The sequence below is a fragment of the Tenacibaculum aiptasiae genome, from assembly GCF_008806755.1.
In the GTDB taxonomy this organism is placed as follows: domain Bacteria; phylum Bacteroidota; class Bacteroidia; order Flavobacteriales; family Flavobacteriaceae; genus Polaribacter; species Polaribacter aiptasiae.
This window is the reverse complement of the sequence record NZ_WAAU01000008.1, coordinates 338,408-352,216: the sequence shown is the minus strand read 5'-3', so window position 1 is coordinate 352,216 and position 13,809 is coordinate 338,408. Positions and strand designations below refer to the sequence as shown.

At 29.7% G+C, this 13,809-nt stretch carries 18 protein-coding genes; 2 read left to right on the top strand and 16 right to left on the bottom strand.

The window, feature by feature from the left end; translation table 11 throughout:
- Positions 1–53: 53 nt before the first annotated feature.
- The 10 genes from F7018_RS04460 to F7018_RS04415 form a co-directional block, all read right to left on the bottom strand.
- Positions 54–2,348, bottom strand: coding sequence for an FdhF/YdeP family oxidoreductase (locus tag F7018_RS04460; protein WP_150898815.1), 2,295 nt, complete (start codon positions 2,346–2,348; stop codon positions 54–56).
- Complete coding sequence (gene fdhD, locus F7018_RS04455) at positions 2,341–3,141, bottom strand: formate dehydrogenase accessory sulfurtransferase FdhD (RefSeq protein ID WP_150898814.1); 801 nt, start codon at positions 3,139–3,141, stop codon at positions 2,341–2,343. The genes F7018_RS04460 and fdhD overlap by 8 nt, the downstream gene beginning before the upstream one ends.
- Positions 3,142–3,304: 163 nt before the next feature.
- Entirely contained in the window at positions 3,305–4,483 is a 1,179-nt protein-coding gene (locus tag F7018_RS04450) for a THUMP-like domain-containing protein (protein WP_150898813.1), read from the bottom strand.
- 61 nt (positions 4,484–4,544) lie between these two features.
- Positions 4,545–5,231 (bottom strand): hypothetical protein, encoded by a 687-nt coding sequence (locus F7018_RS04445; protein ID WP_150898812.1) that lies wholly within the window; start codon positions 5,229–5,231, stop codon positions 4,545–4,547.
- Positions 5,232–5,233: 2 nt separating this feature from the next.
- The gene (locus tag F7018_RS04440; RefSeq protein ID WP_150898811.1) at positions 5,234–6,133 is read right to left on the bottom strand and encodes an ATP-grasp domain-containing protein; all 900 of its coding nucleotides are present in this window, start codon (positions 6,131–6,133) and stop codon (positions 5,234–5,236) included.
- 22 nt (positions 6,134–6,155) lie between these two features.
- Entirely contained in the window at positions 6,156–6,623 is a 468-nt protein-coding gene (locus F7018_RS04435) for a CAP domain-containing protein (protein WP_150898810.1), read from the bottom strand.
- 39 nt (positions 6,624–6,662) lie between these two features.
- On the bottom strand, positions 6,663–7,322 hold the full coding sequence (locus tag F7018_RS04430; RefSeq protein WP_150898809.1) for a pyridoxamine 5'-phosphate oxidase family protein: 660 nt from the start codon (positions 7,320–7,322) through the stop codon (positions 6,663–6,665).
- Positions 7,319–7,864, bottom strand: a complete 546-nt coding sequence (locus tag F7018_RS04425) for a GNAT family N-acetyltransferase (RefSeq protein ID WP_150898808.1) — start codon at positions 7,862–7,864, stop codon at positions 7,319–7,321. The genes F7018_RS04430 and F7018_RS04425 overlap by 4 nt, the downstream gene beginning before the upstream one ends.
- Positions 7,842–8,132, bottom strand: coding sequence for a DUF1272 domain-containing protein (locus F7018_RS04420; RefSeq protein ID WP_150898807.1), 291 nt, complete (start codon positions 8,130–8,132; stop codon positions 7,842–7,844). Before F7018_RS04420 ends, F7018_RS04425 begins: the two co-directional genes overlap by 23 nt.
- Positions 8,132–8,650, bottom strand: coding sequence for a DinB family protein (locus tag F7018_RS04415; protein ID WP_150898806.1), 519 nt, complete (start codon positions 8,648–8,650; stop codon positions 8,132–8,134). The genes F7018_RS04420 and F7018_RS04415 overlap by 1 nt, the downstream gene beginning before the upstream one ends.
- 80 nt (positions 8,651–8,730) lie before the next feature.
- On the opposite strand from F7018_RS04415, the gene pdxR reads away from it, so the two are divergent.
- The gene (pdxR, locus tag F7018_RS04410) at positions 8,731–10,212 is read left to right on the top strand and encodes a MocR-like pyridoxine biosynthesis transcription factor PdxR (RefSeq protein WP_150898805.1); all 1,482 of its coding nucleotides are present in this window, start codon (positions 8,731–8,733) and stop codon (positions 10,210–10,212) included.
- 76 nt (positions 10,213–10,288) lie between these two features.
- Here pdxR and F7018_RS04405 read toward each other — a convergent pair whose 3' ends face one another.
- The 6 genes from F7018_RS04405 to F7018_RS04380 all read right to left on the bottom strand — a co-directional run bounded on the left by F7018_RS04405 (position 10,289) and on the right by F7018_RS04380 (position 13,290).
- Positions 10,289–10,531, bottom strand: coding sequence for a hypothetical protein (locus tag F7018_RS04405; protein ID WP_150898804.1), 243 nt, complete (start codon positions 10,529–10,531; stop codon positions 10,289–10,291).
- Positions 10,518–10,892 (bottom strand): hypothetical protein, encoded by a 375-nt coding sequence (locus tag F7018_RS04400; RefSeq protein WP_150898803.1) that lies wholly within the window; start codon positions 10,890–10,892, stop codon positions 10,518–10,520. Before F7018_RS04400 ends, F7018_RS04405 begins: the two co-directional genes overlap by 14 nt.
- Positions 10,893–10,914: 22 nt before the next feature.
- Complete coding sequence (locus F7018_RS04395; RefSeq protein ID WP_150898802.1) at positions 10,915–11,262, bottom strand: roadblock/LC7 domain-containing protein; 348 nt, start codon at positions 11,260–11,262, stop codon at positions 10,915–10,917.
- 71 nt (positions 11,263–11,333) lie between these two features.
- Entirely contained in the window at positions 11,334–12,215 is an 882-nt protein-coding gene (gene prmC / locus F7018_RS04390) for a peptide chain release factor N(5)-glutamine methyltransferase (protein ID WP_150898801.1), read from the bottom strand.
- Between the two features lie 11 nt (positions 12,216–12,226).
- Complete coding sequence (locus F7018_RS18845; protein WP_150898799.1) at positions 12,227–12,802, bottom strand: YIP1 family protein; 576 nt, start codon at positions 12,800–12,802, stop codon at positions 12,227–12,229.
- On the bottom strand, positions 12,799–13,290 hold the full coding sequence (locus F7018_RS04380) for a GNAT family N-acetyltransferase (protein WP_150898797.1): 492 nt from the start codon (positions 13,288–13,290) through the stop codon (positions 12,799–12,801). The genes F7018_RS18845 and F7018_RS04380 overlap by 4 nt, the downstream gene beginning before the upstream one ends.
- A gap of 38 nt (positions 13,291–13,328) precedes the next feature.
- Between F7018_RS04380 and F7018_RS04375 the strand changes: the two genes are divergently transcribed.
- On the top strand, positions 13,329–13,808 hold the full coding sequence (locus F7018_RS04375) for an LEA type 2 family protein (RefSeq protein ID WP_246175041.1): 480 nt from the start codon (positions 13,329–13,331) through the stop codon (positions 13,806–13,808).
- Position 13,809: the final 1 nt, after the last annotated feature.

Below are 13,809 nucleotides of genomic sequence, written 5' to 3'. Positions count from 1 at the left end.
ATTGGTGGTTAATTAATGTTAAATTATTTTACTAAAATACAAATCTTTTTTAATTAGCCTTTTTCAACAGTTATTATTACTGTTTTAGAGGCTGGAGTATGACTAATTCTAGCTTTACTTTGTATTGGAACTAAAACATTTGCTTCAGGAAAATACGTAGCTGTACACTGTCTTGGTATGCTATATGGTATAACTAAAAATCCATTTGCAATTCTTCTTTCTCCTTTAAAATGACTTACTAAGTTTACTTTGTCAAGTTTAGATAAACCTTGGTTTTTCATATCATCTGGATTCATAAAAATAACTCTACGCTCATTTAAAACACCTCTATAGCGGTCGTTTAATCCATAAATAGTGGTATTGTATTGGTCATGAGTACGAATAGTCATTAACATAAATTGATTGTTGTCTAAAGCTACATCTGATGGTAAGTTTAAAGTAAAGTTAGCTTTCCCTGTTGCTGTAGGAGTGTAGTTATTATCTCTTGCGTTGTTTGGAAGGTAAAACCCACCTTTATTTCTAACTCGTTTATTATAATTGTCAAAACCAGGGATGGTAGCTTCAATTTTATTTCGAATTAAATCATAGTTAGTAACTAATGATTTCCATTCAGTAGTAGAATTTTTTAAAGTAGCTTCGGCAATTCCTGCTACAATAGCTGGTTCGCTAAGTAATTCTGAAGACGATGGTGATAAATGACCATTAGATTGATGTACAACTCCCATAGAATTTTCTACAGAAACAAATTGCTCTCCACTAGCTTGAATATCCTTTTCAGATCGTCCTAAACAAGGAAGTATTAAAGCTTGTTTTCCATGGACTAAGTGACTTCTATTTAGTTTTGTTGAAACTTGAACGGTTAAATTACAGTTTCTCAACGCTTCAGCAGTATATTCAGTATCTGGTGTAGCTGAAATAAAGTTACCCCCCATACCAATGAATACCTTAGCTTCTTTTTTATGCATAGCTTCAATAGCTGCAACTACATCGTAACCATGTTTGCGAGGAGCTTTGAAATTAAATTCTTTTTCTAGATTATCTAAAAATGAATCTTTTGGCTTTTCCCAAATTCCCATGGTTCTATCTCCTTGTACATTGGAATGCCCACGAACAGGACAGGTACCAGCTCCTTTTTTACCAATACTACCTTTTAAAAGAAGTAGATTGACTAATTCTCTAATATTGTCTACAGCATTTTTATGTTGAGTTAATCCCATTGCCCAACAGATTATAATCTTGTCGTTGTTTATAATTAACTCTGTAGCTTCTTTAATGGTTTCAATAGATAAGCCAGTTTGAGGTAGTAACTCTTCTATGGTATAGTTGTCTAAATCATTTAAAAATTCATCTACACCATGCGTTTTTTCTTTTATAAATTGATGATTGAAAACAGTGTTTGGTTCTTTGTTTTCCTTTTCTTTCATCAATTTTAAGATGATTTTCAATAAAGCTACATCTCCATTTATTTTTACTTGAAGAAACAAATCGGTTAATTTGTCACCAGAGCCTAACCATTTCAAAGGGTTTTGAGGATCAACATAATTCATTAATCCAACTTCAGGTAATGGATTAATAGTCATTATTTTTCCACCGTTTTTTTTAGTATCTCTTAATGCTGTAAGCATTCTTGGGTGATTGGTTCCTGGGTTTTGCCCCATTACAATGACTAAATCAGCATGATTAAAATCGTCTAAAGTTACAGAACCTTTACCAATTCCAAGTGTTTCAGATAAGGCGCTACCACTACTTTCGTGACACATATTAGAGCAGTCTGGTAGGTTATTTGTACCAAATTGACGAACAAATAATTGGTATAAGTAAGCAGCTTCATTGCTAGTTCTTCCAGAAGTGTAAAATATAGCTTCATCTGGAGAGCTCAAGCTATTTAATTCTTTACCTATAAGGTTGAAAGCTTCTTTCCAAGATATTTCTTCATAATTATTTGATCCTTCTCGTAAAATCATAGGGTGCGTAATACGACCATTTTTTCCAATTTTATAATCAGACCATTCAGACATTTCTTGAACTGAATGTGTTGCAAAGAATAGGGGAGATACCCTATTTTTTGTAGCTTCTTCAGCAACTGCTTTTGCTCCATTTTCACAGTATTCTGCAAGAAAAGCTCTCTTTTCATCTGGGTCTGGCCATGCGCAACCTGGACAATCAAAACCATTTATTTGGTTAAGATTTTGAAGCAGGCTAATTCCCTTACTAACTCCAGTTTCTGAAAAAACATGGTTTAAAGCAGATTTTATAGCTTTGGTTCCAACTGCTTTTTTAGGAATATCAATTAATTTAATTCCTGTTAGCTCTTCTGGTGGTTGAGCGTGTATTTTTTTATCACTCATAATTTATATATTGAGGATTAGAATATATTGTCATTTTGTTGTTTCGGCTAAAACCGATTAAGCAAATACCAAATTCCTTAGCAAAATCTACAGCCAAAGATGAGCAAGCTGAAACAGCAATTATTATAGGTATTTTTGCTAGAAAAGCTTTGGAAACTATTTCGTAAGAAACACGTCCGCTTACTAGCATGTAATTGGTCGATTTTAAAAGATTTTTATTTAATAAATCACCAATACATTTATCTACTGCATTATGTCTACCTATGTCTTCCTTTATGGTTAAAAGGTTTTGTTTTCTGTCAAAAAGTGCACAGGCATGACTACCACCTGTAATTGAAAATAATTTTTGCATATTATTCATTTTCAAATACATTGAGTCTTTTATATGAAGTGATTCTTTATGTTTATTGATAAGTGGTTTATCTTCTGTTTTTAAATCTTTTATTTCTTTTTTTCCGCAAATTCCACAGGATGAAACAGAAAGCAAAGTACGTTTGTTTAAGTACCCTTTGCCTAGCTTTTCTTTTGGGATAAAAACATTTAAAATTGATGAATAATCTTTGTTTTCTTCAATCGTTTCTATTTTTAAATCTGAAGTTTTTTTGTAAATATCTTCAGCATATAATAAACCTCTAATAAGTTCTTTATCATCTCCAGGAGTTCTCATAACAACAGTGTAAGATTCTGAATTAATATTTATCTGAAGAGGAGCTTCAATAACAAGACTATCTTCAATTTCAGATACTTGATTGTTGGATAATTTTATGGATTGATAGGTACTTGCTTGTTTCATGCTGTAAACAAATGTACTTAAAAGTAAGTGAATTGAAAAGCCTTGTTTGAGGCCAAGGCCTTTCGGTATGTTTTATCACCCCTTAATAAACAAAACACACCCAGATAGGGTAACCTTCTTTAATGCACAACGAAAAAAAGAAAAATATATTGTAATAGTTTGATTACTCCTTGCTACAATCTACTATAATTAGTTCGTTGTTAAGGTTTTTTGTGAAAAATAGATAGGTGTCACCACCATCTTTAATTTTAGTTTCTAATCGTATTTGAGCTACTGTTTTAGGGAAATTTCGAGTGGTGATATTAGCTTTTTCTGTTTTTATAAATTTTTTGACTTTCTTTTTATTGTATGGGTAAATATTATTTATTTTAAATATTCTACCAGGGAAATTTTCTACTAATTCTTCAGAAGTATATAGGTGAGAATGTTGCTGTAGTTTATTAATTTTTAATTGATAAGAAACCTCTGTAAATCCTCCAGATTTCAAAATTGAAGCGTTTGGCTCATATAGGTAATTCTGTGGTAAAGAATAGGTTTCTGTAGATTGGTTTTTAAGAATAAAGTCAAAACATTGAACACTGTAATTCAGTATGTTATGTGTTTTTATTTGAATTGATTCTTTATGGTTTTTTTCTAATAGGAATAATAATTCTTTTACTTCATTTTTTAGTGAAATAATATGAATTTCTTTTACAAATTTTAATTCATTAATAGTAGATGTAATGTCTAATATTGGTGAATTTTTAATGAGTATTTTATTGGCTTTTGTAAATAAGAAATCAATGTTTTCTGGGACATTAGGAAGGCAATCTTTAAGTAAAAACACTTTTCCTTTTATGTCGTGTCTTCTAGAAGGATCAATATAAATACAGTCTAGTTTTTCATTAAACTGTTTTAAAAAATCAATTCCATTTTGAGCTATAGTTTGAATATTTGTAATACCTAGTTTTTCATAATTGTATTTTACAATTGCAGATAATTGTTCATTAATTTCGCAATGAACAACCTTTTTAAAATTTTTAGAAAAAGCTAAGCAATCGACTCCAAAACCACCAGTAAGATCAATGATAGTATCTCCAGAGACCAGTTTCGATTTATACTCGGCAGTTATTTCAGATGATGTTTGTTCTATACTTAATTTTTCTGGGTAATAGATATTCTGAGTATTAAACCAAGTAGGTAATTTCTTTTCAGATTTTTGTTTGGCTACAATCTGATTAGCTAATTCTTGGATAGTAATATTATTAAAAGGACTTCCTTTTAAAATCAGTTTATTAATATCAGCTTTTAAATTCTGTTGGATGTATAATTGAACATCTGGTTGTAAAATAGCTTTGTTCACTGTAAAATAAGAATCTTATAGTATTACTAATATTTTTGAAGCTCCATAATGATAAAAAAGGTTAGTTATATCCTTTTACATCTCCCATGTCTAATGTTCCAATTGAAAGTTCATGTTTAGTAGGTAAAATAGCTCCAGATTGTGTGGTTATCCAATCATTCCATGAGGCTTCCATACCCCCTGTAGGTATAATAGATACCCACATTTTATATGCAATGGGTTTGTGGTTATCGTCTAAAATCCATAAATAAGAATCACCAGGAGTTGATCCTCCAGTTGTATATGTAATCATAAGAGCATCCTTATTTTCGTGTTGTACTATTTTACGCTCTATACCATCTTCAAAAACTTTATAAGGTGCAACTAACCAAAAACTATCATTATTAAAATAATCGATAGCCTTTTTTAATGTTTTTGGAGCGTCAACTTGTTTGTTGTCGATAAATACACTACTGTTTGCTTGGTTTTTTGTGTGTAAAACCACTCTGTTGTTATCCCAAGAAACTTCAACAATATTGTTTTGCTTGTCCCATTTATAAAAATGTTTACCTCTAAAGCTCCATTCTAAAAAACGAGTATTTTTATATGCTTCATAGTTTAATGATTTTAGCATTTTATTAGCTAAAACATCAGCTTCTTTGTTGCTTTTTCCTTCAGGTAAACCTTCATTGTTTACGTAGTAAAAAATAGTAAGTCCAATAATTAAAAGTAAAATTATTGCTCCGAAAATTTTTAAAAACTTCTTCATGTTTAACTTAGTAGTTGTTTAATTCCTTCTGCTAGTTTGTTTGCTGCTTTTGGTTGTTTTCTAAACCATAATTCTGGTTCTACAAGCTCTAATTCAGCGATAGCTAATTTACCATTATTATCTGTAAAAATATCTACTCTAGCATAAATAGGTTCTTCTTTGCAGGCTTTTATAGCTTTTTCAGCAAAATTGATTTCTTCCTGAGTTGGTGTGTAGTTTTCAATAGTACCTCCAAAGTCGTCTTGTACTCGAAAATCTCCTTTTTTTGCTGTCTTTAAAATAGCATGTGTAAATTTTCCATTAATTACTACAAGGGAAATTTCTCCTTTATCAATAATATTTTGTTGGAAAGGTTGAAGAATCATTGCTTCTTCTTTTATTAGTTGAGAGAATGTTTCTTCGTATTGTTCTAAGTTTTTTGAATTAATTTTATAAGTGTGTCTTCCACCACCTGAAACACATGGTTTTAAAACAAATTCCGATAAGTTAAATTGAGTAGCTAGACTTTTTAGGTTTTTAGTTTCACCTATTTCTATAAAATAAGATTCGCATATATGAACTCCTTGCTTTTGTAAATCTAGCAAGTAATGCTTGTCGATATTCCATCTAATGATGTTTTCAGAGTTTAATAAGGTAGTTTGTTTACTAACTTTATTTAACCAACTTGAAAATTCTTGAAAGTGTTTATGGTAATCCCAAGTAGATCTAAACAGTATATATTTAGTTTGAGACCAATCAAAGTTTTTATCATTCCAAGATAATCGAAGTACTTTTAAATTAAGTTTTTCTAAAGCAACTTTAATATAGTTGTCTTCGTCAAGTACATTTTTTACGATGTTGTTATTCTCAACAAGTTTTAAGTGTTCATTGTCTGTAAGAATAACAACATCGTAAGTTTTCATAATATTAAATGATTTTATAAAATTATTTAGAATAGAATAATTGTGTGAAATAGTAATGTCCGGCACTATTTTTTTCAACACCTATTCCAGTATGAGTATAGTTACCTTCAATGTTTTTTCTGTGTCCACTACTATTTAGCCAAGCATTAACAACTTCTTCTGCAGTTTTTTGATGAGAAGCTACGTTTTCTGCTGCACTTTTTGCATTGTCTAAATTTTGCAATTCTTTGAATCGGTCATCAAACATATCATGGTTAATTTTACTAATCCCAATCATATATTTTGTGTGTTTCAAAGCTATTACTGAAACTTCGTTATTAAGAGTAAGTTCAGATTTACCTATACTAACTCTATGTTGATTAACAAGTTTATGAATTTGTTGTGTAATCGTGGCGTTTTCTCCAGAGATTAAGTTTTCAGAGTTGTTGTCGCTACAAGAAATAAAAAATAAAGTTACAAATAGGGCTATTAGGGATTTTTTTAACAACATAGTTAAATTTTAAGGGGGTTAATAAAGTCGGCTAATGTACTATTTATTTTGATTATAATAATTTGTAACGTGCTGAGGAATTTCAATTCCTTCTTTTAAATTTTCATCAGAAATAGGAGGTAGGGCTATTTGTTTAATTGGCACCAAACCAGCCCAAAAATCTAAATTGTAATCTTCTGGTTCATCAGCTACTCCAACATCTCTAATTTTAGCAGAAGCTGTTTCAATAGTCATTTCTACAACCATGGTTCTGTCTAATTCTTCTTGATGCATTGTGCGTATTCCATCCCATCGACCTTTCATCATATGTTCCATAAAACAAAATAAAGCAGCATCTTTTTCTTCAGGATTTGTAATTTTTTTAACCGACCCAAATAGAGTTGCTGATCTATAATTTACTGAATGATGTAATCCAGAACGCGCCAAGACTAAGGCGTCTAAATGCATCACGGTCATGCTCATTTCTTTAGCTTCTAGAAGAGCTAATAGCATTCTATTGGCTTGTGAACCATGTAGGTATATTTTGTTATCTTTTCTTCCGTAAGCCATTGGGAGTGTAATAGCTCCTCCTTGATAAACATAGCTTACATAACCAATAAAACCAGCATCTAAAATGGTGTTAATTTTTTCAATATCGTAAGTAGCTCTATTTTGCCCCCTTTTTACTCTGTTTAGTTTTGATTTAGAATATTCTTTCATGATTTAATTTTTTTAGATAAAACGAAGTTTTCATAAGAATTTCCATTAACTAAGAAATCTAATTTTCCTGTGTCTTTAAATTCATTTCTTTTATAAAAGCGTATGGCTCTTTCGTTTTTGATGTAAACAGATAGCCATATAGTATCTAATTGTAATTCTTTAGCTTTCGATTCGATGAAGGTTAAAAGTTGTTGTCCAATTTTTAAAGGAATAAAATCATTTAAAATGTATATTCTTTCTAATCTACAATTATTGGTAGACGTTATACTTTCATGTGTTGCATTAAGTACTAATTTTGCGTATCCGGCTGGTAGGTTGTTTACATATAAGATGTAGAATAAATTGTTATCGTTATCTATGTCTTCTTTAATTTTTGCGATAGAAAATGCTTTATTATTGTAGGCTAATAGGTCATTTTTATCATTAATAAAATGACCGTGAGATTCACTGTAAGTTATTCTTCCAAGTAAAGCTAAAACTTCAACATCGGTTTCTGTTGCTTTTCTAATATGTATTGTTTTATCTTCTTTCTGGTTTAACATCTTTAAATTTTTCTGAGTTTATTTTTGTTTTTGAGAGTTCTTTTGGCTTGAAAATGCGATTAGATGAAGCAGGATATTTTTCAATCATTTTTAAAGGTCGAATAGGTCTTTCCACAAAATTTCCCGAGCAACTTGGGCAAACATTTTCAAAAATTTCTAAAGCACAAGTTTTACAATAAGTACATTCAAAAGAGCAAATCATAGCCTCGGTTGATGTATTAGGCAAATCTTTATTGCAGTGTTCGCAATTTGGTCTAATTTCTAACATTATAAATAGCGTTCTTTAATAATCTCTATATGCCAAATGCTATGCCCTAATAAAACAAATGCACAAGCTCTAGCTGATATTTGAGATTCACTGGCAGTTCCTATGTTTTGTAAGTTATTTTCTGAAATACTATTTATCAGGTTTATTGAATACAAACGAGTTGTAGTAAATTCATGAATTAATTCTTCTAACGATTTGCTGTTAGCTTGCGACGGAGAAATGTATATGTTTTGATCAAAGCCAGCTAAAGCTGTTTTATCGTTTCTGGCAATTCGTAAGAATCGATACATAAAAATTCGTTCAGTATCTATAATATGTTGTAATACTTCTTTAATACTCCATTTTTCTGGTTGATAACGATACTCTAATTTATCTTTAGGTATGGAAGAAAAGAAGTTAATTACCATGTTTTTATCTTCTTCAAAGCCTTTTGAAAGACTTGTATTATTAGCAACCTTATTGATGTATCTAGAAAAGTATTCGTTGTATTCAGTAATTTTTAAATCTTGTTTAAGCATGTTTTGTTGTTTTGTTATCCAAAAATACTATTTTTATGGACTATTTTATTAGCCCAGAATAAAAAGAGTTTGTAGTCCAGATGTTTCCATATAAAACTAGTTTTAAAATTAATAGAGATATAAAAGAGCCCTTGTATTTACAATTAGCAAATCAATTTATCGTTTTTATAAAGGAAGGAAATCTTTCATCTGGCACAAAATTATTGGGAACAAGAAGTTTTGCTGAATTACTGAATGTGCATCGAAAAACAATTGTAGCTTGTTATGAAGAATTGGCATTGCAAGGTTGGGTTGAAAGCATTCCGAAAAAAGGAACATTTGTACATGGTAATCTCCCTTTGTTAAATACAACTAGTATTGTAAAAGAGAGTGTTAAGAAAGAAAAGTTGAAGACAGGCTTTTCTTTTTATGAAAACAATGAGTTGTTGTCTAAAGGAGAAAAAAAATCATCTGATATGATTTATATAAATGATGGGACTTCTGATGAAAGATTAACTCCGATAGAAGAAATAGTTAGAACTTATAGAAGAATAGCGTCAAAACAAAGTGTTTATAAAGAGTTTGGCTATGGTTCAACTTTTGGGAATACTAAGCTAAGAGAAACATTGGTTGGTTATTTGAATGAGACAAGAGGGTTGCAGATTTCAAAAGAGAATATTTTAATTACTCGTGGTAGCCAAATGGGAATTTGGTTATCGTCGAAACTATTATTAAAAGAAGGAGATAATATTATAGTTGGTGAAACTAATTATGCTTCAGCTGATGTAACTTTTTTACATCAAAAAGCAAACTTATTACGTGTATTGGTAGATGAAAATGGTATTGTAACTGAAGAAATTGAAAAGCAGTGTAAAAAACAGCAGATTAAAGCTGTGTATGTAACATCACATCATCACCATCCAACAACGGTTACGTTATCGGCTGAAAGGAGGATTCATTTATTAAACCTAGCTAAAAAATATAAGTTTGCGATTATTGAAGATGATTATGATTACGATTTTAATTATAATCATGCGCCAATTTTACCTTTAGCGAGCCATGATGTTAATGGAAATGTAATTTATATAGGTTCTGTTTGTAAAACTGTAGCTCCGGTGTTTAGAATAGGTTATTTAATTGCTTCAAAAGAGTTTGTAGATGAAGCTTCTAAATTACGTGGTTTTGTAGATAGGCAAGGTGATGCGTTATTGGAACTTACTTTTGCCGATTTTATTAAGTCGGGAGATTTGGATAGACATATTAGAAAAGTATTGAAGATTTATAAAGCACGTCGAGATTTATTTTGTGCTTTGTTAAAGGAGAAGTTATCAGACTGTTTTCAATTTGAAATACCAAAAGGAGGTATGGCTGTGTGGATTCGCTTGAATAAAAAATATTCATGGAAACAGGTTTATGAAGAAGGATATAAACATCAGTTAGAGATAGGAGAGTGGTATCGGTATGATATAGCAAAAACAGGACATAATGCTATAAGGATGGGGTTTGCGAGTTATAATGAAAAAGAAATATATGACTTGATAAATAAATTAGTTTTGGTTTTTAAAAAGTTAAAAGCACAATAATGTTATTTATTGTGCTTTTATTGTGGTTTTGATATAATTATATTTTAATACTTTGTAAAGAAACTTAATTTAAGTTTTAAATGGCATTTTTAAGTTGATGTGAAAAATCCTTCATTAAATCATTAATACTATCATATTCTTTAAATAACAAGCTTAATAAACTCGTAGAATTTTCTTCTGATTTTTTTTGCTGTTCACTAGAAGCTGTACTGTTATTTAAAACTTTTAGTTGATACTCTTGTTGAAATGATTTAATAAAGCTTTTGAATTCATCATCAGTATTGGTTTGCTGAATATTGATAGCTTTATAAGACTGCATTTAACTCGATTTTATATTTGTTTAGCATAGTTCTAGTTAAAGCTAAATTTGCTTTTTTGCTATCTACTGCTAGGTAAATAAAGTAATCACCTCCAGGTGACATATTAATAACGTGAATGTGGTTGTCTAATTTAAAATGGATATCTCTTAGGTTTTCGTCTAAACCAAGAGTTTTAATAGCTTCTCTTTTGGAATTAATGATAGATACGTTAAAAGCAGATGCTAATGCTGGGTCAAAATCTGGATCAACTGAATCTGACATTAATGATTCTCCTGTTGACATTTCTGCAACACTAATTGCAATAAATCCTGGGATGTTTTCTTTTACGTTTTTGATTAAATCTTTTAAAATTTGTTCCATGGTCTGGGGGACTTAAGTGTTTTTAAATAATTAATTTTTGAGTGTTTTTCATTTGTTTTTTTAACATTAAACTTAGTAATCCAATGTTGGTGGCTTTGTCTGTCAAAAAACATAAAACATACTCTTCGTGTTTAAAAAGTAAGAGCGTTTCATTAGTAGATTTTAAAATTATTTCGTTTAATTCTGTATTGAAGAACAGATTAAAAAAGTTTTCGGACATATTAAAGATAACAGCATCAAAAGCTGCTATTTTTTCTTTAAGGTCTACAAGTTCATTTTCCTTAGGAAAAAAGTCAACTATTTGCCCTTCATTATCTATTAAAAAAATAGCTTTGCTGTTTGTATCCGTAAGTAGTTTTTGTAAATCCAATTTTTCTTAATCTTTTGTCTTATTAGCTAATATACAGAAAATTAAGATTATAAAAAAAATGAAATTCGCTTTTATAAGTCGTTTTTTTTGGATATTTTAATCATTCTATCATTGTTAAAAATATCCTTTCTAAGCTCATTAGTTGTGAACTTTTTATCCTCTAACATTTTTAAAGTTTCTTGACCTAAATATTGATTTATTTCAAAGAATAAAAGCCCATTATCAGTTAAATGGATTTTAGCTAAATCAGCTATCTTTTCATAAAAAACTAAAGGGTTATCATCATCAACAAATAAAGCCAAATGAGGTTCGTTTTGTAAAACGTTATTTTTAATTTCTACTTTTTCTAAGTTTCTAACATAAGGAGGGTTAGAAACAATAATGTCGTATTGTTTAGGTAAAGAATTGGTGTTAAGAATGTCTTTTTCAATAAACTCAACATCTACCTGATTAAGTTTAGCATTTTGTTTGGCTGTTTCTAATGCTTTTTCAGAAATATCTATGCTTGTAACATCAACATTAGATAAGTTCTTTTTTAAACTAATAGGAATGCATCCTGAACCGGTTCCAATGTCTAAGATTGATAGCTTTTTATCAGAATCGAATTCTTTTCTCATAGAATTGACCTCTTGAATAATCCATTCTACAAGTTCTTCGGTTTCAGGGCGAGGAATTAGTGTGTGATTGTTTACTTTAAATGGTAATCCAAAAAACTCAGTATGCCCAATAATGTATTGAATAGGTTCTTCATTTAAAAGTCTTTCTAAGGCATTATTTAAAACTGCTTCTTTTTCTGTAGGAATTTCAAAATCTGGTTTCATGATTATATCAATTTTCTGTAGTTCCAAATACTCTTCAACCAAATAAGTAAAAAAGGTGTCAATTTCTGTTTTAGGATATATAAATGAAAGTTGTTTTGAAAAATAGGTTTTATATGTTTTTAATGTATTCAAAGTGTAATTTCTTAAAGGTAAAAGTTGCGTAAATATAATTGGAATACTATTAAGCTAAAAAATGGAATTAGTATTGGAAGTATTACGATAATTGCTTTTTTCAAACTAATATTATAGATTTCTTTAAATCCTATCAATAAAGTCCTTAAGGAAATAAACCAACTTATAATAAAGAGAAGAGTTTTAAAATAATATGTGGAGAATTCAGAATTATATAAATGTGGGTGATTTAACAAATTCAAAATAAATACATAGCAAAATATAGGAAAGTAAGAATACATTAATAGAGCAAATGTTTCTTTGTAGTATGAATTTCCTTTTAAAAACAATCCTAATTTATAGATAACAAAACTTAGTGTTGTAGAAATTAATAACCATAAACAAACCTGAATAATTTTTTCAAAAAGCTTAAAATAAATTAAGAGAGTTTTATCATCCGGTACTACTGATTCACTGTTGAAACTATATATTATACCGTATAAGAAAGCTAAAAATATACCTTCCTTATAAAGGTCGTCTCTAAATCTATTTTGAAAGTTAATGGCTCCATTATTTGGAGATAAAATCAATAATATTAATGTTTTCATAACTTTTTAATCATCCAAACATTACAAGAGTAATGTCCTGTATTTCCCATTGGCTTGTCTAGATTTGTAAAACCATTTTTTTTATACAAAGCTCTAGCAGCTTCCATGTAAGGCATGGTTTCTAAATAACACTGGGTATAACCTTGTTTTTTAGCTTCGGTTAAACAATGATCTATTAGTTTACTTCCTAATCCTTTTCCTCTAGTAATAGGTAAGAAATACATTTTTTGAAATTCACAAATAGCCTCTTCAGTACCTTCTAATTTTGCAAAACCTGCGCCTCCAACAATTTTATTGTTATGTTCAATTACAAAATAAGAAGCATTTTCTTTTTCGTAAGTTTCAAACATTTGATCCGTAGCTTTGTCTTCATAAGCTGTGCCTACTTTAGGAGCTCCAAGTTCAATTAATACTTCACGGATTATTTGTGCTACTTGTTGATTGTCATTAGGTTGTATTTCTCGAATAATAAAATCAGAGGGTGTCATAGGAATACCTTATTTTTGCACTGCAAATTAGCTAAAAAATGAGAATTCGTATGAAGAAATTGGTGTTTTTTGTAGTGGTATTACTTGTTATTGGTTGTTCTGTAAAAGAAAAACCAGTATTTATTAAGGTTGATGATGTAAAGATTATGTCTATAACACCAGATACAATACATTTAAATGCAAATGCTTTTTTTAAAAATCCTAACGATATTGGAGGGAAAATATCTACAGATGAAATAAAAGTTTTGGTTAATGGAGATGAAATGGCCAAGGTGTCTTCAGAAGTGTTTAAAGTTCCAGCAAGAAAGGAGTTTGCAATTCCATTAAAAGTTGTGATTCCTACTAAGAAAGTATTTTCTAGTGAAGACGGTGGAATTTTAGGAGGGTTGATTAATTCATTACTAAGCAAAAGTAAAAGTGTAAAAGTTCAGTTTAAAGGAGATATAAAATATAAAGTTTTAGGATTTTCACATATTTATTCCATTGATAAAACTGAAGATATTAAAATAAAACTATAGC

What these genes read in the sequence shown, in the direction of transcription:
- F7018_RS04440 (WP_150898811.1), bottom strand. Translation starts at nt 6,133, where the DNA reads ATGAAAACTTACGATGTTGTTATTCTTACAGACAATGAACACTTAAAA.
- F7018_RS04375 (WP_246175041.1), top strand. Translation starts at nt 13,329, where the DNA reads ATGAGAATTCGTATGAAGAAATTGGTGTTTTTTGTAGTGGTATTACTT.
- F7018_RS04435 (WP_150898810.1), bottom strand. Translation starts at nt 6,623, where the DNA reads ATGTTGTTAAAAAAATCCCTAATAGCCCTATTTGTAACTTTATTTTTT.
- F7018_RS04415 (WP_150898806.1), bottom strand. Translation starts at nt 8,650, where the DNA reads ATGCTTAAACAAGATTTAAAAATTACTGAATACAACGAATACTTTTCT.
- pdxR (WP_150898805.1), top strand. Translation starts at nt 8,731, where the DNA reads ATGTTTCCATATAAAACTAGTTTTAAAATTAATAGAGATATAAAAGAG.
- F7018_RS04445 (WP_150898812.1), bottom strand. Translation starts at nt 5,231, where the DNA reads ATGAAGAAGTTTTTAAAAATTTTCGGAGCAATAATTTTACTTTTAATT.
- F7018_RS04430 (WP_150898809.1), bottom strand. Translation starts at nt 7,322, where the DNA reads ATGAAAGAATATTCTAAATCAAAACTAAACAGAGTAAAAAGGGGGCAA.
- F7018_RS04400 (WP_150898803.1), bottom strand. Translation starts at nt 10,892, where the DNA reads ATGGAACAAATTTTAAAAGATTTAATCAAAAACGTAAAAGAAAACATC.
- F7018_RS18845 (WP_150898799.1), bottom strand. Translation starts at nt 12,802, where the DNA reads ATGAAAACATTAATATTATTGATTTTATCTCCAAATAATGGAGCCATT.
- F7018_RS04420 (WP_150898807.1), bottom strand. Translation starts at nt 8,132, where the DNA reads ATGTTAGAAATTAGACCAAATTGCGAACACTGCAATAAAGATTTGCCT.
- F7018_RS04380 (WP_150898797.1), bottom strand. Translation starts at nt 13,290, where the DNA reads ATGACACCCTCTGATTTTATTATTCGAGAAATACAACCTAATGACAAT.
- F7018_RS04460 (WP_150898815.1), bottom strand. Translation starts at nt 2,348, where the DNA reads ATGAGTGATAAAAAAATACACGCTCAACCACCAGAAGAGCTAACAGGA.
- F7018_RS04425 (WP_150898808.1), bottom strand. Translation starts at nt 7,864, where the DNA reads ATGTTAAACCAGAAAGAAGATAAAACAATACATATTAGAAAAGCAACA.
- fdhD (WP_150898814.1), bottom strand. Translation starts at nt 3,141, where the DNA reads ATGAAACAAGCAAGTACCTATCAATCCATAAAATTATCCAACAATCAA.
- F7018_RS04405 (WP_150898804.1), bottom strand. Translation starts at nt 10,531, where the DNA reads ATGCAGTCTTATAAAGCTATCAATATTCAGCAAACCAATACTGATGAT.